General features: G+C 33.2%; 18 protein-coding genes. 2 read left to right on the top strand and 16 right to left on the bottom strand.

Annotation, left to right across the window (positions count from 1 at the left end; genetic code table 11):
* Positions 1–97 precede the first annotated feature (97 nt).
* Together Q0921_RS10465 and Q0921_RS10460 are read right to left on the bottom strand one after the other, a co-directional pair.
* On the bottom strand, positions 98–637 hold the full coding sequence (locus Q0921_RS10465; RefSeq protein ID WP_299256509.1) for a YceI family protein: 540 nt from the start codon (positions 635–637) through the stop codon (positions 98–100).
* Between the two features lie 13 nt (positions 638–650).
* Entirely contained in the window at positions 651–1019 is a 369-nt protein-coding gene (locus Q0921_RS10460) for a hypothetical protein (RefSeq protein WP_299256507.1), read from the bottom strand.
* Between the two features lie 127 nt (positions 1020–1146).
* On the opposite strand from Q0921_RS10460, the gene Q0921_RS10455 reads away from it, so the two are divergent.
* Positions 1147–1533, top strand: a complete 387-nt coding sequence (locus Q0921_RS10455; protein ID WP_299256505.1) for a hypothetical protein — start codon at positions 1147–1149, stop codon at positions 1531–1533.
* Positions 1534–1565: 32 nt separating this feature from the next.
* Positions 1566–2420, top strand: a complete 855-nt coding sequence (locus Q0921_RS10450; protein ID WP_299256503.1) for a DUF5777 family beta-barrel protein — start codon at positions 1566–1568, stop codon at positions 2418–2420.
* A gap of 7 nt (positions 2421–2427) precedes the next feature.
* Here Q0921_RS10450 and Q0921_RS10445 read toward each other — a convergent pair whose 3' ends face one another.
* From Q0921_RS10445 to Q0921_RS10380, 14 genes are all read right to left on the bottom strand, one after another.
* A complete protein-coding gene (locus Q0921_RS10445) occupies positions 2428–3246 on the bottom strand; it encodes a heparin lyase I family protein (RefSeq protein WP_299256501.1) in 819 nt (272 codons plus the stop codon).
* Positions 3247–3272: 26 nt separating this feature from the next.
* Complete coding sequence (locus Q0921_RS10440; protein WP_299256499.1) at positions 3273–4394, bottom strand: T9SS type A sorting domain-containing protein; 1122 nt, start codon at positions 4392–4394, stop codon at positions 3273–3275.
* Positions 4395–4502: 108 nt separating this feature from the next.
* On the bottom strand, positions 4503–5714 hold the full coding sequence (locus tag Q0921_RS10435) for a T9SS type A sorting domain-containing protein (RefSeq protein ID WP_299256497.1): 1212 nt from the start codon (positions 5712–5714) through the stop codon (positions 4503–4505).
* Between the two features lie 190 nt (positions 5715–5904).
* Entirely contained in the window at positions 5905–6576 is a 672-nt protein-coding gene (locus Q0921_RS10430; RefSeq protein WP_299256495.1) for a bifunctional 4-hydroxy-2-oxoglutarate aldolase/2-dehydro-3-deoxy-phosphogluconate aldolase, read from the bottom strand.
* 1 nt (position 6577) lies between these two features.
* Positions 6578–7582, bottom strand: a complete 1005-nt coding sequence (locus Q0921_RS10425) for a sugar kinase (protein ID WP_299256493.1) — start codon at positions 7580–7582, stop codon at positions 6578–6580.
* A gap of 19 nt (positions 7583–7601) precedes the next feature.
* Positions 7602–8363, bottom strand: coding sequence for an SDR family NAD(P)-dependent oxidoreductase (locus Q0921_RS10420; RefSeq protein ID WP_299256491.1), 762 nt, complete (start codon positions 8361–8363; stop codon positions 7602–7604).
* A 74-nt stretch (positions 8364–8437) separates the two neighbouring features.
* Positions 8438–9742: an MFS transporter gene (locus Q0921_RS10415; protein ID WP_299256489.1), complete on the bottom strand. Its 1305-nt coding sequence runs from the start codon at positions 9740–9742 to the stop codon at positions 8438–8440.
* A 4-nt stretch (positions 9743–9746) separates the two neighbouring features.
* A complete protein-coding gene (locus Q0921_RS10410; RefSeq protein ID WP_299256487.1) occupies positions 9747–10115 on the bottom strand; it encodes a cupin domain-containing protein in 369 nt (122 codons plus the stop codon).
* A gap of 4 nt (positions 10116–10119) precedes the next feature.
* On the bottom strand, positions 10120–12381 hold the full coding sequence (locus tag Q0921_RS10405) for a heparinase II/III family protein (RefSeq protein WP_299256485.1): 2262 nt from the start codon (positions 12379–12381) through the stop codon (positions 10120–10122).
* A gap of 34 nt (positions 12382–12415) precedes the next feature.
* Positions 12416–13963: an IPT/TIG domain-containing protein gene (locus Q0921_RS10400; RefSeq protein ID WP_299256483.1), complete on the bottom strand. Its 1548-nt coding sequence runs from the start codon at positions 13961–13963 to the stop codon at positions 12416–12418.
* 12 nt (positions 13964–13975) lie between these two features.
* The gene (locus Q0921_RS10395) at positions 13976–16399 is read right to left on the bottom strand and encodes a polysaccharide lyase 6 family protein (protein WP_299256481.1); all 2424 of its coding nucleotides are present in this window, start codon (positions 16397–16399) and stop codon (positions 13976–13978) included.
* Positions 16399–17922 (bottom strand): RagB/SusD family nutrient uptake outer membrane protein, encoded by a 1524-nt coding sequence (locus tag Q0921_RS10390; RefSeq protein WP_299256479.1) that lies wholly within the window; start codon positions 17920–17922, stop codon positions 16399–16401. The genes Q0921_RS10395 and Q0921_RS10390 overlap by 1 nt, the downstream gene beginning before the upstream one ends.
* A 75-nt stretch (positions 17923–17997) precedes the next feature.
* The gene (locus tag Q0921_RS10385) at positions 17998–21141 is read right to left on the bottom strand and encodes a SusC/RagA family TonB-linked outer membrane protein (RefSeq protein ID WP_299256477.1); all 3144 of its coding nucleotides are present in this window, start codon (positions 21139–21141) and stop codon (positions 17998–18000) included.
* 319 nt (positions 21142–21460) lie between these two features.
* Positions 21461–22150, bottom strand: a complete 690-nt coding sequence (locus tag Q0921_RS10380) for a FadR/GntR family transcriptional regulator (protein WP_299256475.1) — start codon at positions 22148–22150, stop codon at positions 21461–21463.
* Positions 22151–22224 lie beyond the last annotated feature (74 nt).

The raw sequence follows: 22224 nt of genomic DNA, 5'->3' as shown, positions 1-22224 counted from the left end.
TTGGTTATACTTATATATTCAACTAAAACCTATTAAAGAGGAAAAATTAAATTTAAAAAAGGAATATTTAAAGTTGAAAAAAATGAAATAATTAAAACTACTTCTTTTTTAAAATAAAATTTAATGAAACAGAAATATCATTCGCTATCTTTTTGCTAACAATACTCGGAATCTTAATATCAAATTCTTCTGGTTTCGTTATAAAAGTTGAAGTAATAGAAATTGTACCATCGCTATCTTTTTTGACAATGCCTTTTGCTTCAATCTCCTTTGCTTTTCCATGTAATGATAATGTTCCTTTAATGGTATATTCATTTTGAATATTACTATTGTCAAAGTCTACAAGTTTACCCTTAAAAGTAGCTTTAGGGTACTCGTCAGATTCAATATAGTTCTCATTAAAGTGTTCTTCCATCAAAGCATTCTTAAATCTAAAACCTTTAATTAAGGCTAACGCAGCAAACTCTCCATTATCTGTATTAAGAATAGCGGTTACAGTTGTGTTTTTTGCTTTTACTTCTTCAAAAGAAGGTACAGAAGCTTCAAAACTAATAGAGCCTTTCTTGGTAATAAATTTTCCTTGTGCCAAGAGAGATCCTGAAACAAATACTAGTAAAAATAATAAGAGGTTTTTCATGGTATAATAGTTTTTATTGTTCTAATAATCCATCGGTATTCCATTGTAAAATAATATCAATGGTGGCTTGTGGTAGTCTAGGACCTCCTGAAGGCATTAAAAAATTAGTGTCTTCTGAAGAAACTCTATCAAGCAACCTTCTATTATCTATTGCTTCTTTTACTTGATCAAAGGTTAGAAGTGGCATAGGAGCAAAATTAATTGGAGGGTCATTATGACAAGAAGTACAATTACTATCAATAATAGCTTTTACATTGTTCTGATAGGTAACAAGTGTAACGGGTTGTGTCACATCTACTAAATCATTTTCACTATCATTTTCACAACTTATACTTACTGTAACTAAGCAAAGAATCAAAAATTTAAAAAAATATACTTTCATAAATTCCTTTTTGAATTTTAATTTTGAATGGTAGAAATTAGATCAAATTTAGGTGATATGCAAAAATAAGTTTCATTAGGTGGATAATTTTCATACTTTTAAAACAAGTTTAAATGTAATATACACAATGAAAAAACTACTCATAGCAATTTTAATTTTGGGAATTGCAGCTTTTGTTGGATATAAATATATATATCAATCTCATAGAGATATTCAGGAGGAAAAGGCTGAATTTACGGTTGATGCAACTGATTTAGCAAGAGAATTTTCAGAGACCCCAGATATAACTTCTAAAAAGTACTTGAATAAGACAATTATTGTTAAAGGTGAAGTAACAGAAATAGAAGCTAATTCTTTAATGCTTAATGATGCTGCATATTGTACTTTTGATAATGATCACAATATTGCTCCATCTAGTTTACAATCAAAAAAGTATACCATAAAGGGAAGATGCATAGGTTATGATGAACTTCTAGAAGTGGTTAAGTTAGATCAAGCATCAATTATTAAATAATTTCTTTTTATCAGTATTTTAAAATCGCTTTCATGAGAAAACTCTTATTTATTCTATTTTTACTACCATACATTACACTTGCCCAGGATGATTTATTAAATGAGTTAGAGTCAGATGTTCAAGAAGATAATTATGTTACATCTACCTTTAAAGGACTTAAGGTTGTAAATTTTGAATCCACAAAATTGGTTAATAAACGAAACTTATTTTTTGTAGTTGCTCACCGTTTCGGGAGTGTAGAAAATGGTATTGATGATCTCTTCGGGTTGGATCAGGCTGTTACTCAACTTAAATTTATTTATGGTATAACTGATGGACTAAATGTTGGATTTGCGCGTAGTTCATTCCAGAAAACGTATGGGGGGCATATTAAATATAGATTAGTAAGACAGAAAAAAGGAGGATTTCCTTTTACCATTGTTGGATATAATCTAATAACTATTAATACAGGTTTGGAAAAGGATCAATTGCCTAAATTAGAATTTAATAATAGATTATCTTATGTATCTCAAATTTTGATTTCTAAAAAAGTTAGTAAAAGATTGTCATTAGAGTTAGCACCGTCTTATTTACATGAAAATTTTGTTAGGTTCGATGATCAGGATAATTCTCAGTTTATTATGGGAGTAGGAGGTCGCTATAAATTAACAAAACGTTTTAGTCTTAATGTAGATTATGGATATCACCTTAATAGAAGCAACAGTTCGACTTTTAAGAATCCATTGTCTATTGGTTTTGATATAGAAACAGGAGGGCATGTATTTCAGGTGCATTTTACAAACGCACAGCCTATGTTTGAAAATGGTTTCTTAGGTCAAGGATCTGGAGATTGGGGAGATGGTGATTTTTTCTTTGGATTTAATTTAAGTAGAGTCTTTGATCTTTAGAAAATTATTAATTTTCTGTGATAGAAAAGTCAGCAAATAATACTTCTTCATCTCTTAGATTAGATGAGTTTTTTAGACTTCTATAGATTCCCCATTTTGGCCTAACAAATTCGGCACCTGCACTCCATATTTGTAGGTTAGCACTCTGGTATTCCAAAATTATATTTCCTGTTTTTACATTGGTTATGTTTATATCGTAAGAAGTTTTACCTATGTTTCCATAAGTAACTTTTTCTGTAACTATTACCCAATTACCTCTTAATAAATCCAAATCTACTTTTTTAAGTGTATTTTGATTTTTTCCGCTAGAATGTCTAAGCTCTAATTTATCAACACTCCCTTTTCTGGCCGTGAGGGTGATAATAGGTTTTGCTTTTTCGGTTTCTCCTACAGATTTCAATTGATGGAGGTGCGTAAAGTTTTTAGATGGCTTAAAGTTTTTATCTAGTTTGAATTTCCATTTATATTCTACCGTCTCTCCAATCGTAGCTTTAAGGTTATCTGGGGATGATTTGTAACTTTTTATTTCGTTACGTTGTCTATCAAAAGTTTTGCAACGGTCATTGTCTTCTTTAAGATGGATGACAAATTTGAAAACATTCTTAGCAAGTTCATCATCATAAATTTCGCTAATGTGTTTACCATAATTAAGATGGTTGTCACAGTCTTTTTTCGTCATTCCTGGCGCTTCTATGGGATTATATCCTGGAGCTAACTTAGAAGTAATAAGCTCATAGGTATTTCCCGGGCCATCTGCAGTAAGTGAAACTTGAGCATAAGGAGATATATATGTCAAAAGAACAAATAGTATAATTACTAATTTCATAAGAGGTTGTTTTCTTGAACTAACTTTTAATCTATTTTTATAATTTTCTTTATGGAAAAGGTGTTGGTTTGTTGATCAATAATTTTTATAAAATAGATTCCATTAGAAAGATTACTGATGTCTAATTGATCAGTGGTTTTTAGTTCTTTTGATTTTTTTACAATTTTTCCTGATCCATTGAGAATAGCTATTGCGTAGCTATTTGTATTCTCGAAAAAATTAAAATTTATTACTGCTTTCGTGGGATTTGGAAATACATCAAATAGTTCTTTTTCTGACATTGTCGGAACTGATAGTATAGGGTTTTCGGTTATAGAAAAGTTAGCATATAGCACTTCTTCATTTTTTAAATCGGAAGAAGAATTTAAACTTCTATATATCCCCCATTTTGGTCTTATGAAATCTGCATTCGTTTTCCACATTCTTAGTTCAGATGAAGAATAGTTCAAGATTTCTGCTCCTGTATCTATATTGGAAATAATAATATTGTATAAAGCATTTCCAGTCTCACCATAGGTAACTGTTTCAAGAACTTCCACCCAATTTCCTTTTAATAGAGAAAGATCTACTGTAGTAAGTGTAGATTGCGAAGTAGTGGGCGCATATCTTAATTCTAATCGATCCGGACTTGCTTTTCTGGCAGTTAAAGTAATTAATGGCTGACTTTCTTCTGCAGAATCTGCTCCAACAGATTTTAATTGATGAAAATGAGTAAAACTTCCAGAAGGTTGAAAGTTTGCATCTATTTTAAATTTCCATTTATATTCTACAGTTTCTCCTATCACTCCTTTAAGATTATCGGGAGAAGGAGCATATGTTTTTATTTCATTACGTTGTCGATCTGTAGTAGAACATTTATCACGATCAATATCTTCATTGACGTGCATAATAAACCTGAATACATTAATTCCTAAGTCCGCATTGAATATCTCATCTATATGACGGTTTCCATCTGTACCAGAATATGTAGAATGATTATCACAGGTGCTACCTGTAATTCCGGGTGCTTCAATAACATCACCGCTGGTAGGAGCAAGGACACTATTAATCAACTCATAGGTATTACCAGGGCCATTCGCATCTAATGTTACCTGAGCTTGAATACCAAAACTTATAAACAAAACAGAAATTATAGTAAAATGTCTCATATTTATCATGTTTTAGATTATGTGTTTTAATAGTGATATCCTTGCAAATATATGCAAGGATATCATCTAAACTCAAATTAAAATCAAACTGTTAAAGAAATAATAATTTTACTTTTTAACTATAGCTTGTGTAATCTTAGCTCCCTCACCATATATATTCATATAGTATAACCCAGTAGAGAAAGCAGTTAAATCAATAATATCTAGGTTACTGTTTTTTTGAATTAATATTTTACCAGTTATATCTATAACTTCAATGGATGAAATAATATCACTTTTAGAATTTATGTTGATTACATTATTGGTTGGATTAGGGTAAAAAGAAAAATCATCCGTTAATTCTTGTTCTGTTATAGATAATAAAGTAGCTGTAGGGTTTAAAGCTCCATATATTTCGTCAGGAATAATATAACCTGCAAAATCAGCAGGAGATACTCTTGCAGTATTACTTGAGAATTCCCAATTAGGACCTGTTCCATCAAATGATGCAGCTATCCAATCGGATGCAGAAAAACCTGTTGAAGTTCCTTGTCTACCCCAAAAATGCACATTGCTACCTGTATTTTCTATTACAGTTGCTCCAGTATCTGTGAAAAATAATCCTGCATTCTCAGTAGCATCTCTAACGACAATTATTTGGCCATAACCGAACTCCCCAAAATCAGTACCATCATTAGGATCAACGTTACCAAGTAAATCATCTTCATCTAAAAACGAAACTGAATCGTATCTAGTCCATGCAGTATGATCTCCTGTTGCGTCTATATTTCCATCATCATCAGCATCTATATCAACACCTCCTGGGCTAGAAGGAGCCTGAACTAACATATAACTTGCACTCCAATCTTCAAAATTACCATCATAACCTATATCTGGACTAAACGAGGATACATCGCTACTAGAACTACCAGTAACATCGTCGCCTATCAATTCAATCGTAATGATTGTAGTATCAGGGTCAATTACAGCGGTATATGGGTTAGTAGTCACAGTCATTGTGTTTTCATCAGTAAAATTAGAAACAATTGCTAAAAAACCATTAGAGCCAAAAGTTCTTGTTCCATCACCTAGCTGAATAACTTCACCGACTTGACCGAAATCATTTCTGTCTCCTTCTCCATCTCCTTCAACATTGATTAGATATAAGTCAGTTGGTATCACAGCATCGGGAGTACCTCTGATCTCAATATATTCATTGGTAAGATCATCTCCATTAGGGCTAACAATTAGTTTGTTAAGATATACCCCAGATCCCGAAGGAATTTGAGCAAATGCGAAGCTCATTGTAAACATTATACAGATAAGTAGAAAATTTTTCATAGTGGTCCTATTTTGATAAATGAGTGAAATTTATATTTGGTCAACCAAATTGGTTAACCAAATATATAGATTTATTTTTATTTAACACAATTTTTATTGAAAATCATGTGATTCAATTGATTTGTTAACAATTTGTCATTGATGGCAAGCCTTTAGATAAGTATGTGTAGAAAAAGTAATTTTATCATTGTTATTTTTCTAAATCTTTAACAATCTTGATTGATCTCTTAGTCAATTCGGTAATTTTATTGTAATCAAAGTTTCCATTTTTATTTTTTACAATAAGCTTGGATCCCATTCCTACGCAGTGCACGCCTGCATTAAACCAAGCGACCAAATTATTTTCTTCTGGAGTCACCCCTCCGCTTGGCATAATACTAGTCCATGGGCAAGGAGCTTTTATACTTTTTACAAAATCAGCTCCTCCAATTTGGGCTGCAGGAAATATTTTTACTATTTCTGCTCCTAGCTCCTCAGCATAATTTATTTCTGTAAGTGTTGCACAGCCTGGAAGCCACGCAATTTTTCTACGATTACAAACTTTCGCTATTTCTGGGTTTAGAATAGGTGAAACTATAAAATTAGCTCCTTTTTGTATAAATAATGATGCTGTACCCGGATCAACGACAGATCCAATTCCTAAAATCATACCGGGTAGCTCACTTTCAATCCACTTTGATATTTCAGTAAATATGTCTTGCGCATGATCACTTCTATTAGTGAATTCGAATACCCTGGCACCTCCATCATAACTAGCTTTTATTACTTTTTTTACTATATCAATATCTTTATGATAGAATAGGGGAACAACACCTGTGTTTCCCATTATTTGCGCAACTTCAATTCGTGTATATTGTGCCATGTTATCTTTTTATTCGTCCTGATATGTTACCATCAATGATGTTTAATACATCAGCTTCTGTTACTAGATTAGCATCTCCTTCTATAGTATGCTTTAAAGCACAAGATGCGTTTGCAAATTGTAATGCTTTTACATCATCATAATACAAGAGACCTTGAATTAATCCTGCAGCATAAGCATCGCCCGTTCCAATTCGATCGACAACGTGAGTTATTTCTAATTCATTGGTTTCTGAAAACTCTTCACCATTCCACATTCTAGCTTTTATCTTATGCCAACTCGCATTAAGAGAAACTCTTGTCTTATCAAAGACTCCTTTGATATTAGAATATTTCTGTATAAGAAGTTTACTTGCTTGGGTGAAATCATCGTTGTTAAAGGAGTAATTAGTAGCTAGCAGCTCATTAATTTCATTTGGCCCCCCGATAAAAATATTAGACAACCCTACCAATTCGTTAAGCACATCTTTTGCTTTATGACCATAATTCCATAGGCCACTTCTGTATGCCGGATCTGCGGATATTGTAATTCCTTTTTTATTAGCAATTTCTAATCCCTGTTTTAATGCTTCAAAAGCATTAAGGGATAGAGCAGGGGTAATACCTGTCCAGTGGAACCAATCACAATTTTCTAGAGCTTTTTCCCAATTAATTTCATCAGGGTTAATATTACAAAAAGCGGAATTAGACCTATTATACGCTATAGTACTTGATCGCATGACTGCACCAACCTCCAGGAAATATAATCCCAGAGGATGACGCGAGTCAATAATCAAACCAGTATCTACTCCCAGTTTCTGCAAGTAGCTCTTTACTGCATCACCAACAAAATCGTTGGATACTGCTGTTATATGTTGTGTATTGTTACCGAATTGAGCGAGTGATATTGCTACGTTCGCTTCGGTTCCACCAAAGTAGTATTCTAATTGGTTAGATTGTTTTAATTTTTTGTTCCCTAAAGGAGCAATACGCATTAAAACTTCTCCAAAGGTTACTACTTTTTTCATTTTATGTTCTTCTTTATAATTAAATACCTAATGCTTGTCCACCACCAATCTGAATAGTTTCAGCAGTTATAAAAGCAGCATCATCACTTGCTAAGAAAGAAACAACAGAAGCAACATCTTCTGGTTGTCCTAACCTTCCTAACATAATGTTGTTTTTCCACGATGCAAAAACTTCAGGTTTCGTAGATTTAATTTGCGCATGAAATGGAGTGTCGATGGTACCGGGAGATACTGCATTAACTCTAATACTATATTCTGCAAGGTCCTTAGCCAATGCTCTGGTTATAGCATTAACTGCAGCTTTTGATGTTCCGTAAATTCCAGCTCCAGGGCCTCCAGCTGTCCATCCTGCATTAGATGTATAGTTAATAATAGAAGCATTATTTCCTTTTTTTAGATAAGGAATAGCGGCTCTAGAAGCAAAAAAAGTTGAATCAAGGTTTAAGGCCATTACAGATCTATAAAATTCTGTTGTCATTCCCTCAAATCTAGATCTACCACCTAATCCACCAGCATTATTTACTAGTAGGTCAATTTTGCCGTATTTTTCTCCAATAGCTTCGATGTTTGAAGTGACTGCTTCTTCATTTGTAACGTCGAATCCATAATACTCAGCAGTTATTCCTTGCGCTGCAAGCTCTTCTACTCTTTTGGCTCCTTTATCATCCTCGATGCCGTTTAAGATTACAGTATATCCATCGCTACCTAATCTTTGTGCAACTGCGAAACCAATACCGCCAGTGGCGCCAGTTATAATTGCTATTTTTCCTTTTAAACTCATTTTTTCTTTTTATTAATTATAAATTATTGATAGTTGATTAATTTTATGTCTATTTACTATTTATTGGTTGGCTTTTAGTGGTTGGATTTTAGTGGTTGGATTTTACCACATAAAACCCATACGCTTGCTAATACTATTAAGGTCAAAACGGCACCTACTATAAATGCGGGTGTGTAATTTCCTCCAGCTGTTAATGTAGAGACTAATGCGGTAAGACCTACTCCGGCAAACTTTGCCGACATTCCAGATAGACCAGCTAGTGTTCCAACTGTCTTTTTTCCAAATAAATCACTCGGTAATGTTTGTATATTACCAATAGCCGTTTGGAATCCAAAAAGAATAATTGCCATAATTATTACTGCATTAACTGGACTTCCAGGATCAGTCAGTAAATAGAAACATGGCAACATAATTAAGCAGCCTAAGGTGATAACAAACTTTCTGGTTTTATTAATATTCCAACCTGATTTAATACGATTTTGAGCTAGAAGCCCTCCAAACCAAGCACCAATCATTGCTCCAACATAGGGTACCCAGCCATAGATTCCAATGGCTTTAACATCCATACCATATACTTCTGATAAATAGATAGGAATCCAGAATACAAACAACCACCAAATCGGGTCGATTGCTGCAGATGCAAGCATTACTCCCCAGCTCTCTTTATGAGATAGCATTTTACCCGTTTCTGGGTTGTATTCATCGAGTTCGTTGTTCTCTACATCTTGACCTGCGTTGTTTGATTTGTCAAGAATATAGTTTCTTTCTTCTTCAGTAAGCCAAGGGTGTTTTCCAGGAGGAGCTTTCACAATTAACATCCAAGGGATTAACCATAGTAATCCCATAAGTCCAATGATTATGAATATCGTTTGCCAGCTAAAATGAATGGTCATAAAAGCAATTGCAGGAATTGATATGATACCTCCAATGGCGGCTCCTGAGTTGAAAATTCCTTGAGCAAAAGCACGTTCCTTAGTAGGAAACCACTCCGCGTTTCCTTTTGCGGCACCTGGCCAATTTCCTGCTTCAGCAATACCTAATATAGATCTAAAGATTGAAAAACTAAGAAAACCCTTTGCTAATGCGTGTAATGCAGTTGCAAAAGACCAGAAACCTATAGAAATTGCAAAACCTAATCGTGTTCCTATTTTGTCAAAAATCTTTCCGAAAATCGCCTGACCAAAAGCGTAAGAAAATAAGAAAATTGATGAAATCCAACCGTAGATGTCTTTTCGTTCGTCTGTGGACTTATCTGGATATAATTCTTCAGCAATATCTGGCCACAATACACTAAGTGACTGTCTATCGATATAATTAATTACGGTAGCTAAAGCAATTAAACCTATAACCCACCAGCGTAATCCTTTTATTTTTTTCATGATTTTATTTCTTCGTAAATGAAATATCTAGAAAATCTTCTCGGATTGGGCTAAATACATCGATTAATACACCTGCCTCAAGACAAATGGCTCCGTGAGGCACGTTTGGTGGAATAAAAAAACCATCACCGGTATTTAATACTTTTTTTTCTTCTCCGATAGTAACTTCAAAGCTTCCCGATTCTACATAAGTAGTTTGAGAATGAAAATGATCATGAATTTGGCCTATTGCTCCTTTTTGAAAGTCTACTTTAACCATCATGATATTTATATCATAGCCTATCATTTGACGTTTTATACCTTCAGCGGCATCTTCCCAAGGTTTTTCTTTCGTTTGAAAGAATACTTCACTCTTGATCTTAGAGTAATCCATAGTTTTAGTTGGTTTTTAAATTATAATTTCCTGTCCATTGATATTCTTGATTATCAATAGCGACTTTGTGCTGTTTATGAGGATCGTGTTCTTGATTAACAATCATTAATGTATAGTTCTCATTATTTTTGAAAGTTACCTTTACGATTGTATAGTCATCATCCGAAAAAATTAATTGAATATTTTTAACATCAGAATGAGGATTCTGAACTGATTCGAGTTTTGGATCAAAATTACCGTGAGGTTCTATAATGTTTACAAAAACGTGATCTTTTTTGTCATCTTCTCGTAGCATGTAAGAGGAATCATTTCTAAGATTAAAATTAGGATCATTAGCTCCCAATCTGGAAAAAAACATTTTACTTTCTGTGTTAATTAAACTTGAGATAGAGTAGAAGCTATTTTGATTTAACCAAGTTAAAGTAGCAAAGTTGTTACCACTTTTGCCTTCTGCAAGTTTCCATAGATGTTGATACCCGTTTTTAACTCCAAGAGGGGATAATGTATGTTCTTTTGCATATTCAAAATTAGCTTCCATTACCTGTCCTTGATACATGAAATTAAGGTCATATTGATGTGTTTCTTTAGATTTAATAGCATATACATCAATTATAAAAGGAGGCCTTTCGGTTGTTTGACTTTTAATTAAAGTTAATGTTCTTTGCATTTTCACTCCCTCATACGCATTCTCTTCTTTGGCACTAACAATTTGAAAATTAGTGTCTTTTAAGTTTGAAAAAAGCAATTGTGGGTTTACTTTACTTGATGCTTTTACATTAGCGCCAAATTGGGAAGTTTCATCTACTGTTACCGTATTGTGAGCTATCGTTTGTTTTGCCCAAGTTTTATTTTCAGGTAAATATCTTCCTCCTTGTTTAGATTCTACATTCAGAAATCTAGCAGCACCATAGTCTTGTAAAATTTCTTGTTTTCCATCATATAGAAATAGAGAAAGCCTATCAAAATGTCCGTGGCCCATCCCTTGAGAAGCAAATTTAAAAACTGTTGTTAGTTTTTTATCTTTTTTACCGTTGGAGATACGTAACAATGCTAACGCACCATCATTTCCATCCTTTCCGTCTGTAATTAATAATGGTTTTTTTTCGTACGGTTTTGGTTTAAAGCTCTGTAAAGCTTTTGCAACTTCAAGCCCAGCACCTGATATACTAACTTTTTTATGTGCTAAAGCAATAGGCAGTAGCGAGTTATCTTTGTAGTAGGCGTATGCAATATTGCTGGCAAATATCAATTCACTGGTTAAATAGTTCTTTTCTTTTAATGCATCATTAAAAGGAAAAAAAGCGCCATTTTCATCAGTTAGTTGCAATACTGTGGTTACCGCTTTACCTAACAATTGATCTCGGTATTCGAAGATTTTTAAATCAGGTTGATTTATCTGGATTGCTTGAGCGAAAAGCATAAAAGGCATCATAGCATATCGCTGGTAATAAGGACCTTCAGAATAATATCCTTCAGGAGAGAAAAGCATATCTATCTGCTTAAGAAAGCCTGTTTCTTTATCTTTATTACTTCCGTACAGAGCACGGTCAACCATATCCTGATCTTTGAGAACATATCCTGTCATACCAACGCCCGCTACTGCCCAGGTTCCATGATTATGTATTTTATTGAAGGTTTTTTTAGAATCAACACTAATAAATTCTGCTACTTTCTTAAAAACATTATCTTCTATTATTGTTTTGTCTTCTTTAGAAATTACATCACTTACTAGATTATATGCCTGTATTGAATTTACTAACCAAACGCTTTCATTTAATCCTTGCCAGAAAAGCTTCCCAGCTGGATGATTTTCTTTGCTTTTGGGATGTAGAGGTAAATTAGGATACATTTTAGCATATGCTAATAACATATTCGTTACAAATTTAGAGTATTTCGTGTCTTCAGTAATTGTATATGCAATTCCGGCAGCATACATTTCTCCATAATTACGTTTATGTTTTTCATGAGTATATCCACCACCGGGGTCTTTTGGAGTAGGCACCTCAATACCATTTAGTATTGCTTTGTCAGCTTTTTCTTTATGCTGTTCAAAGGAGACTTTTAAAACATCATTTGTGCTTAATAATTTTTTAATTTCATTAGCTTCAGAAGTAGATAATAAAAGTGTGGGTTTTTGATTTTTGATTTCTGTTTTGACTTCGGGGTGTTCTTTTTTATTACAGCCAAAACTTAAAACACTAAGGATTAGGGTTAGGCAAAGAGTGCCTAACCTTAATCTAATAGTATATAAAGGTGATTGGATCATTTATGATTTTATAAGATTTGTTATTTATCGTTTTTTAACCTTGATCTTTCCAGTTAGTCTCATCTGTAATAGAAGCTGCTGAGTAATCTACAGCTCCAAACTCTGTTAATACTCTATCTGTCACAATTATCCAATCGTAGTCGGCTGATCTAGGTATATTATCTGAAGAACTACCTGCAGTAAGACGCAAATGAAATCTAGAAAAATCTGCTGCACTATCCATAAATCCATTAAGTCTTACAGCTACTAAAACCCATTCTCCTGCCGTATCTAAAAGTGGTCCATTAGATTCTCTACGCTGAGCGCTTGAAGTTCCTAGATAAATCTTTGTTCTACAATTTGCACCATTGATTCTCATCCAAAAATGTAAAACAGGATCACCACCAAATCTACCTGCAGGATCTAATAAAGCGGCTGATTCTTCTCCCATTTCTTCGGTACCAAAATCATCACTAAAATCATAACAATAAATTGATGCTAAGGTACTAGTGGTTGCTTTTGGATAATCTAAATGTAAATATCTACTTCCGAAAGGTTCCGTCATTCCAGTGAACCTTGGTTGTTCTGATTCTTCTTCTCCAATGGATAATACAACTTCTGTAGGATCATTTTTATTATCTCTTACAGTTTGCAGAGCTTTGCTGTCAAAATCATAATATTCATAATATGGTCCATTAATATAAGGTATATTAAATACGGTTTGACGCATTTCTGTATCCGTAATGATAACTTCGGTAATACCAGTTTGGACATCTGCAGGCACCATAAAGGTTAATTCAGTGGTGGTGGTGGTAATAACTGCTTCAGTACCATCTACGGTCACAGATGTTGTGAAGTTTATATTGTTTCCAACGATTGTTACAACATTATCTCTTGTCATTATTCTAGGGACATTACTAGGTTCAGGAGTAGGAATGTTAACTAGAAAAGAAGAGCTTAACTCTTGTGAGATTTCTCCACTATTACTGTTATACGTTAGATTTACAGAAACAGGGTCTAAAGTTCCTGGGTTTGGAACTGTTACTACAATCACACCGCTTTCTTGGAAAGATATCACACCAGCAACTCCCCCAAATGTAACGCTCGATACTACACCAAGATTAGCACCTTCTATAATTAATAAGTCATTTGCCGTAGCTTCACTTGGTATTGTACTTTCTACAGAGGGTACAGGATATGATACAGTTAAACTTTCTGTTGAGGTAGCTGTAAACTCTAAGTTTTCTGCACCTTGTCTACTTAAATCATTAATAAGTACAATTTGTCCTGAAACAACAGCAGGGTCAACTCTAAGTAAAATTTGAGTATCACTAATCTTACTTTTAATTTCGGTAGGAATACCACCAATAGTTGCTCTATCTACGAATTGTAAAAACTCTCCTTCTACAAGTACATCTTCAAGTATTTCTGCACTTGGTGGAGAAAAACTAGAGATTATTGGAGTTGCGGATTCTATTTCTTCAACGGTCTGATCCACTTCTATATCCGCATCACAGGATGAGGATATTACAAATATCAACATTAAACAGAAAACCAATAGCCCAGCTAAGATTCTCTTGAAAGATGCTTCATAATTTTTCATAATTCTATGGTGTTAATTTTGTTTTATTGCTACCGACTTCAATCCGATACGTTGTGTTTTAAGTAACGGTGATTTCTCACTTGGAATGAAATTGTTTTTATCTTCCCATTTTGGGTTTTTATACATCACATCTTTAGAAGATGCTCCTTTTGTTATTTCTACTGTACCACAGTCAAAAATGACACAGTTACTAATACTATTTTTGTTTCCTTTTAGATTCACAGGATTCACAACTTTATAGCTTTTTTCAAATACTGAATTATGAATCTCAACAGATACGATACCTTTATTCCTAATTACCGTACCCTTTTCTGTATTACCTACATTGCTGAATACAGAATTATCAATTATAAGTTTTCCACCTAAAGTTGACTCATCAGTTCCACCTCGATAATAATTTACAGCCCATTGATCGATATCCTTAAAAATTGTATTATCAATATGTAATACTTGAGCACTGTATTTTCCGTTATCATCTTTTTCTTCAGATAAATTAATTCCTCTATAAGCATTTTCAATTCTGGAATTTACAATACTAACAGTGTCAGCAAAGGTTCCTTTATAGGCTTTGTATATGCTTCCACCTTTTTTGTTTTTGAAGCCATGAATATGACAATTATCAATAAATACAGAATAAGCTTCAGATATACCCTTATCAGGAGAGACTACTGCATATTTTATTGGGGTACTTAAGTCTCCTGATATTTCAAGATTATTTAATCGTAAGGTATTGCCTCTTTCAACTCTAAAGAAATAAGTCGGGTTTTTTTCTAAGCCTTCTTTTACTTTTAATAAAGGTTTTTTGTCTTTAGAGTTTCCTTGGATAGTAACACTAGACGGAATTTTTATCCCTTTTTCTAAAATGTATTCTCCTGATTTAAGTTTAAGGGTACTGCCTGAAGAAGCTTTTTTTAGTGCTTTACGTAAGGTCCCTATACCAGGTTCTACTTCAATAATTTCAGGTTCTATTATTGTTTTCTGAGGTGTTACTTTTGAATCCCAAGAAGTACCACTTTTTAAAATAAGTGCCTTGGGAAGTTTATTATTACCAGGATTATATGCTCCGGCAATAAAAGTATTTCTCTTAGCTCCAGTAATATCAAGCTTAGGTGATTTGTTTTCAGATTTAGAATTTTTGATTAACTCTTCATTAGTAACTTTGGGTATATAAAGAATGTCATCTAAAGTATCCCAGTTGACTTTTACCTTTGAAAAACCTGATTGATTAAAACTTTTTTCGGAATCAAGAATATTTCCATAGAATTTAATCCCATCTAGTTTATCATGTACTGTTGCAATATCACCATTTTCGTCATTGAAAATTAGATTGTTAGCGAAAACAGTATTTATTGGAGCTAATGATCTTTCCTTATCACTTCCAGCACAAAACTGAATAGGTGAACAATTAATAATGGTATTGTTCTGAATGTTAACATCCTTTACTCGATGATATCTGTTAGCAGGACTATTAGGTACACCATTCATGACTACAATCGGACCTCTAAAACCATCTCCAGTTAAATTCATCATCAAATTATTTCTAACAACATGACCAGCATTTATTACTCTAATGCCTCCGGTGTTTGGCTTTTGATTTCCTATGAAAACATTACTTTCTATCAAACACCTATTCCCATGTCTCAAAGTCAGTACACCTTCACTTTCTAGAAAAAGGTTGTTACGGTAAACGTTATCACAAGATTTATTAGAAATGATTTCTAATTCTCCATTACATTTTTCAAAAACATTATCCTCTACAATAGTTCTGGATGATAATAATGAATTTTTACTCGTTCCAATTCTGATTGTTTCACCACCATTAAATCCTAAAGAAGGTCTTTCTCCGAAATAATTGTGATCAATTCTATGATTATTTTGGATATGTTCTTCTCCTTTTAACCAAACTACCAGGGTAGTGCCAGAATTAGTTTTGCCTGAAAAATAATTATGATCTAATCTGTTGTTTTTGCCCCAAACGCTTACCCACTTAGAATCTGTTGCTTTAGAATCTGGATTGTAATACGTAATAGCACAATCGGTTAATCTAGAGTGTGTTGCAAATTCTTTTGAATTTACTCTAAAAGAAATCACAGACTTACCAGAAGTAAAACCATTCTTAAACCATAAACCTTTAACTATTAAATGAGATCCTGCCATTTTTAAATTGGAATCCCCGGTAATGAATACCTTACCGGATTCTTCAGCTTCAATTATAATTGGATTTTCTGAAGTTCCTTGACCTTTTATTACTAATTTGACATCTTTCCATTCTCCATTTTTTAATATGATATGATCACCAGCTTTTATAGATTTCATAGCGGTATTGAATTCATCAATATTAGCTACTTTAATCTCGTTAGCATAACCAATACATCCAATAAAAAATAGAAAGATTGATAGTATTCTAGGAATGATATGTTGTTTAGTTTTAGACATTAATAACCTATGTTTTGAGCTAAATTAGGATTGTTGTCAATTTCTCTTTGTGGTATTGGTAGTAATAATTGAAAATTAGCTATGGGTCCAGCACCGCGATCTGGATTGTCTGGATCATTATATGCAAACTCTGTATTAAAGTGTGCATTCAGTACTGCCAATGTTCTTCCAGTTCTTAATAAATCAAATAATCTATGATTTTCGAAAGCAAACTCCACACGACGTTCTTGTTCTAATGCTAGTCTAAAAGCAAATGAAGAAGGAGTGTCTGCTTCTGTTAAAGGCTCTAGGTCAGCACGTACACGAACCTTATTAAACTCTGTTAGTGCTTCCGAAATTCCTCTAGCATCAACATATGCTTCTGATAACATTAAGAGTACATCGGCATATCTTGTTACAGGAAAGTCCACGGGTCCATCTTCTACAGCGGATGCAGATGTAGGATTATATTTCAAGACATATTTATCTAATCTAAATTCATCATCTTCTGGACCATCGTCATTTTCTATGGTAAAGCCATCTGCCATAGAGCTTGCTTTTCTAACATCGCCTACCTCATAAGCATTAGACATATCTTCTGAAGGAATATTACGACCATCTCCGTCTCCAAATACTCCTAATATAGATCCAGTACTACGAACAGGAGCGAATAGATTTGGGAATATGGATCCTAAACCAATCAACCCTGTTTCATAACGAACAGAAAATATAACCTCTTCATTGATTTCATTGTTCTCATCAAATAATAGATCATAATTATTGACTAAATCTCGATCACTTTGGTCTCTTACATACTCTAATTGTGTAATGGCTGCTTCTAGATCTCTTTCTGGCGATGTTAAATATACTTTACCTAGTATCGTTCTTGCAGCAATACTAGTAGCTCTTCCAAACTCTGATTCATCATAGGAATCTGGTAAAAACGCTACAGCATCTAATAGATCTTGTATGATAAAGTCATATACCTCGGTTTGTGCCTGTCTAGCTAATAGTAGTCCTTCTTCTCCAATAACAATTTGATCAGAAATAATAATACTACCATACAATCGAGTAAGATTGAAGTGTAATAAAGCTCTTATGAATTTAGCTTCGCCCTCATATTGGTTTCGCAAACTTTCATCTTCTGCAACATCTAGGTTTGCAATAACTCTATTGGCTAGGGCTATTGCCTTATAAGAAGCAGCATAATATTCTTGGTTTAGTGTATTATTTGTTTCTACCTGATATCTGTCAAGCGTAAAGTTTTGAAAATTAGATTCAGGAGAAGCATCAGGATCAGTAAATGTATTGTCACTGCGTTGTTCGGTAACACTCCATTCTGCTTCTAGCACTTCGTATAGCCCTGAATACGTAGCTATTACTCCTCGGTTTAATTCATCCTGATTAGCATAGAAATTAGAATCAGTTCTAAAAGAAATCACTTCTTCATCTAAGTCACAAGATAACGTAAACAATGTAATAGTAAACAGCACGCAAATCTTAAGATTTATGTTTCTATTTCGGAATTTAAAAATATGTTTCATTGTATATATGTGTTGTTCTAAAAGTCAATTACATAAAGAATTTTATCTTAGTTAATTGATTTAAAAATTACTTTATTAAAAGTTTATATCTACACCCATTGCAAATTGCCTTTGTATAGGTGTTACACCTCTTTGATATCCTCTTATTAGTACATTATTTCGATTTGTGATACCTTCTGGATTATTTCCTAAATAGTCATTAGCAGCGCTGTACCATAAATTTTGGCCAGAAAAATAGATTCTCATTTTTTCTAAACCTATTTTTTGTATTGCTGTATTAGGAATAGAGTATCCTAGTACTACTTCTCTTAAAGAAATATATGAGGCATCTTGAACAGCAAAATCAGTTGATAAATATTCGATACCAGTTCTTATACCTGGATTGGTTGCGTCAATATTTTCATTAAAAAATTGACCTTCGGCATAAACCCTGCTATATCGTTGTATTTCGTTATAGAAAGCTTCTCCCCAAACTACTTCACCTCCTTGAGATCCTTGAAAAGAAAAATTTAGGTCTAAGTTACCATAGGTAATATTATTTGTGAACCCATATATGAAATCTGGGAATGGATCACCAATTACCGTTCTATCATCTGCATCAATAACTCCATCACCGTTAACATCAATTCTCTTAAGACCACCTACAACATCGGCATTACCTGTAGGACTGTTATCTAGTTCTTCTTGGTTATTAAAAATTCCATCAGTTCTGAATCCAAAAAATTGAATATAAGGGTCTCCTACACGAGTAATGTACTGATCTGTACGTTCTCCATTAGTAATAACTTGCTCAGATCCACCAAATGAAATTAATTTATTCTCATTTACGGAAATGTTCGCACTGGATGTCCATTTTACTTTTCCTCTTCCAATATTTGTAGAAATATCAAGTTCCCAACCTTTATTTTCGATTTTACCAATATTGTTCCATTGTTCATCAAAACCAGTAGCGTTAGATATCTGTTGTCTCAATAGTAACTTTTCTGATAACTTATAATAGTAATCAGCTGTAATACTAAGGGCACCACTAAAGAATCCAATATCAATACCATTATTGAATTCTGTATTGGTCTCCCAAGTAATATCTGGATTTCCTTGTAATATACCAACTTCTCCTTGTCCGGTAGTAACTCCGCCATTACCTAAACTATAATTTCCAAAATCTACTAAGGTTTGTGATAAAAAATCAAATAATGGAGGCGCAGCACCAGAAATACCCCAACTTGATCTTAATTTCAAATTGTTAACAGTATTACCAATACTATTTTTCCAGAAATTTTCATTGGCTACATTCCATCCTATTGATATCGATGGGAAATATCCATATTTATTATTGTTACCAAATTTATTAAAACCGTCTGCTCTTCCTGCTAATGAAATTAAATAGCGATCTTTATAGGCATAATTTATTCTTGCTAAATACGAAGATAAAATAGTTTCATCTTTTAATGTTTGGGTTTGATCAAGATCTATAATAGACCCTCCATTAAGCGTAGTAATGTTTTCATCGTCAAAATTAAATACCGTAATATCAGTTAAGCGTTCAGAGGTGTTTTCATAAGTGATACCAGCTAATAAACCTATGTCATGACCATTAAAATTTCTATTATAACTCAAGGTATTTTCATTAATATACTTTACCGTAAGCTGATCAGCCAATACACCTTCAGTTTCCCCGTCTCGATCGCCGTCAGATCCAAAAAATTCTTCAGCTGTTCTGTATCTTACATACCCGCCAATTGATGATTTAAGAGTAAGTCCTTTAGCAATTTTCCATTTAACAGAACCATTAGCTAGCATTCTATATTCAAAACGATTTCTTCTTGCAGATTCTTGTCTAGAAATAGGATTAAAATTCCCAGAAGACCAAAGATTTTCTAAGTTCCCAGTATTTCTTACCTCTCCAGTATTACGGTCGATAAAATCGAAATTTAAATTGGTAAAGTGAATGGCATGTGCATAACTTCCCACAGGCTCTCCCGTTAAATTAGAAGTATAATCATTATGTCTAACAGGAATCCAAGACTCATATCTTCCAGTATCGGTAAAGTTAATGGCCGATCTTCTTGTAAGCGTATACGAAGGATTTATTTTTAAATCAAAACTTAGGTTATCAGATAATTTCGATTTAATTCTAGCTGATAAATTTAATCTTTCTAAATCGTTATCTTTTCTCAATCCTTCATCTAAAATATAATTACCAGAAATTAAATAATTTGTTTTTGCACCTCCACCATAAACATTTAATGAATAATTACTTATTCTAGCAGCATTTCTTAATGCTTCATCGGTCCAGTTTGTTGGGCCACCGATATTTTGAGCAATTGTTCTTTTACCTACTTCAGTACCTGTATAATTAATTAAAAGAGGGTCTCTTCCATCGCGAGCAGCAATAAAGTTTTCTACTAGTTGATCTCTATCTCTATCTAAATCAGAATATTCTATAGCATCTATTAAATCAATTTCTAAAGCAGCTTGTTTGAAACCGGTCAAGGTTTTAAATTCATACGAAGTTTTTTGTGATTTACCTTCTTTAGTAGTTACAAGTATCACTCCGTTTGCACCTCTGGATCCATAAATAGCAGTAGAACTTGCATCTTTTAATACTTCAATAGATTCTATTGTACTAGGATTTATAAATTGTAATCCATCATCAAACGCAAATCCATCAACGACTACTAATGGGGCAGAACTAAGACTGATAGAACCAATACCTCTAATAATTATTTCTTCTTCTTCCCCTACATTTCCTGAAGTATTTCTTATTTGAACTCCAGCAATTTTTCCTTTAATGCTATTGGCTACATCAGAATATGGTAATTCATCAAGGTTTTTGTTTTCTAACCTAGAGACAGAAGCTGTTAAACTAGATTTTTTCTGAACCCCATAACCAATAACTACGACCTGTTCAAGTTCAGAAGCTTCTTCTTCAAGAGCAACATCAATTTTGGTTTGATTGTCAATAGCTATGGTTATTGTTTTCTTTCCAGTAAATGAAAACGAAACAATATCGCCTTTATTTACGTTAAGTTGGTAACGTCCATCAAAGTCAGTAGTAGTTCCAGAATTTGACTTTAATATCAACACATTTACCCCTGGTATAGGTATTCCATCTTCCTGAGAAGTAACTATCCCTTCTAATGTAATGCTATCTTGAGCAAGCATTGTACAATGATATAGAACAATCAGGATGATCGTTATAATCTTTTTAAAATACATAAGTAATTATTTTTGTTTTTAAATGCTTTAGTTTAAACAACTAATTGATCATTTTTTGATATTAAAAAGCAAAACTTAAATTATGTAATTACCTATTTCAAAACAAATCATTAAAAATTGATAAATCGAAGAACGTTTATCTATTTTTTATATCTTTGTTTTAATCTATCTATAAGTAATTATAGTAATGATTTTACTTTTTAAACTAAGTAAAATTTCGAAAATAAAGGGATTAGTGTGGTAGCTGTCCCTTTTTTTTATTTTTGTGATTTGTTACATATTTGATTTGTGTTAGAATTATTTCCCTTCTTTGATATTCTTAATCATAACAAAATCTGTAAAGATCTTTAAAATGTTCTTCAAGTTTTGTAACAGCTCTATCGGGGTCTTTGTCGATTATAGCATCAATAATTGATTGGTGTTCTTTTATTAATAAATGGTTTTCATCTTTATCACAAACTTTATTAGCTACAAAGCGAGTAATAATTTCTGGTGTGATTACTAACATTAAGGAGTTAATCACACTATTGCCGCTTGCCTCTGATAGTTTAAGATGAAACATTAAATCTTCTTCTACCGCATTCAAGCCGTTGATAGCTTTTTCACTATAAGCCTCATGTGCGGCTTGTATTTGACGTATATGTTCATCTGATCTCCTTGTCGCTGCTAATCTTACAGCATTTGTTTCTAGTATCAATCTTGTTTCTACTAAAGATTTAAAATCAGGTTCCTGTAATTGTAAAATATCGGTCATCATTCCATTAAGTGCGGTCACACCTATATTTGATACTCTTGTTCCACTTTGAGGGTATTTTTTAACCAATCCATAGAATTCTAACCTTTGAATAGCTTGACGTAATTGATTTCTGCTTACTCCTAAGTTTTCAGCCAGAATTCGTTCCGCGGGAAGCTTATCACCAGGTTCAAGTTGCTTGGAAACAATTAATTCCCTAATTTTAGAGATAATTACTTCTTCGGAACCTTTTTTAGGACTGGATATAACCTCCACATCCTTTTCTATTTTCACACTCATATACTGGGTTTGATTTTAACTGGTTGACCAATCTGGTTAACCAAAAGTAT

It is taken from the genome of uncultured Aquimarina sp. (assembly GCF_947496855.1).
Taxonomy (GTDB): Bacteria; Bacteroidota; Bacteroidia; order Flavobacteriales; family Flavobacteriaceae; genus Aquimarina.
Note: the sequence above shows the minus strand (reverse complement) of the source record. Positions and strands in the feature narration are given on the sequence as shown.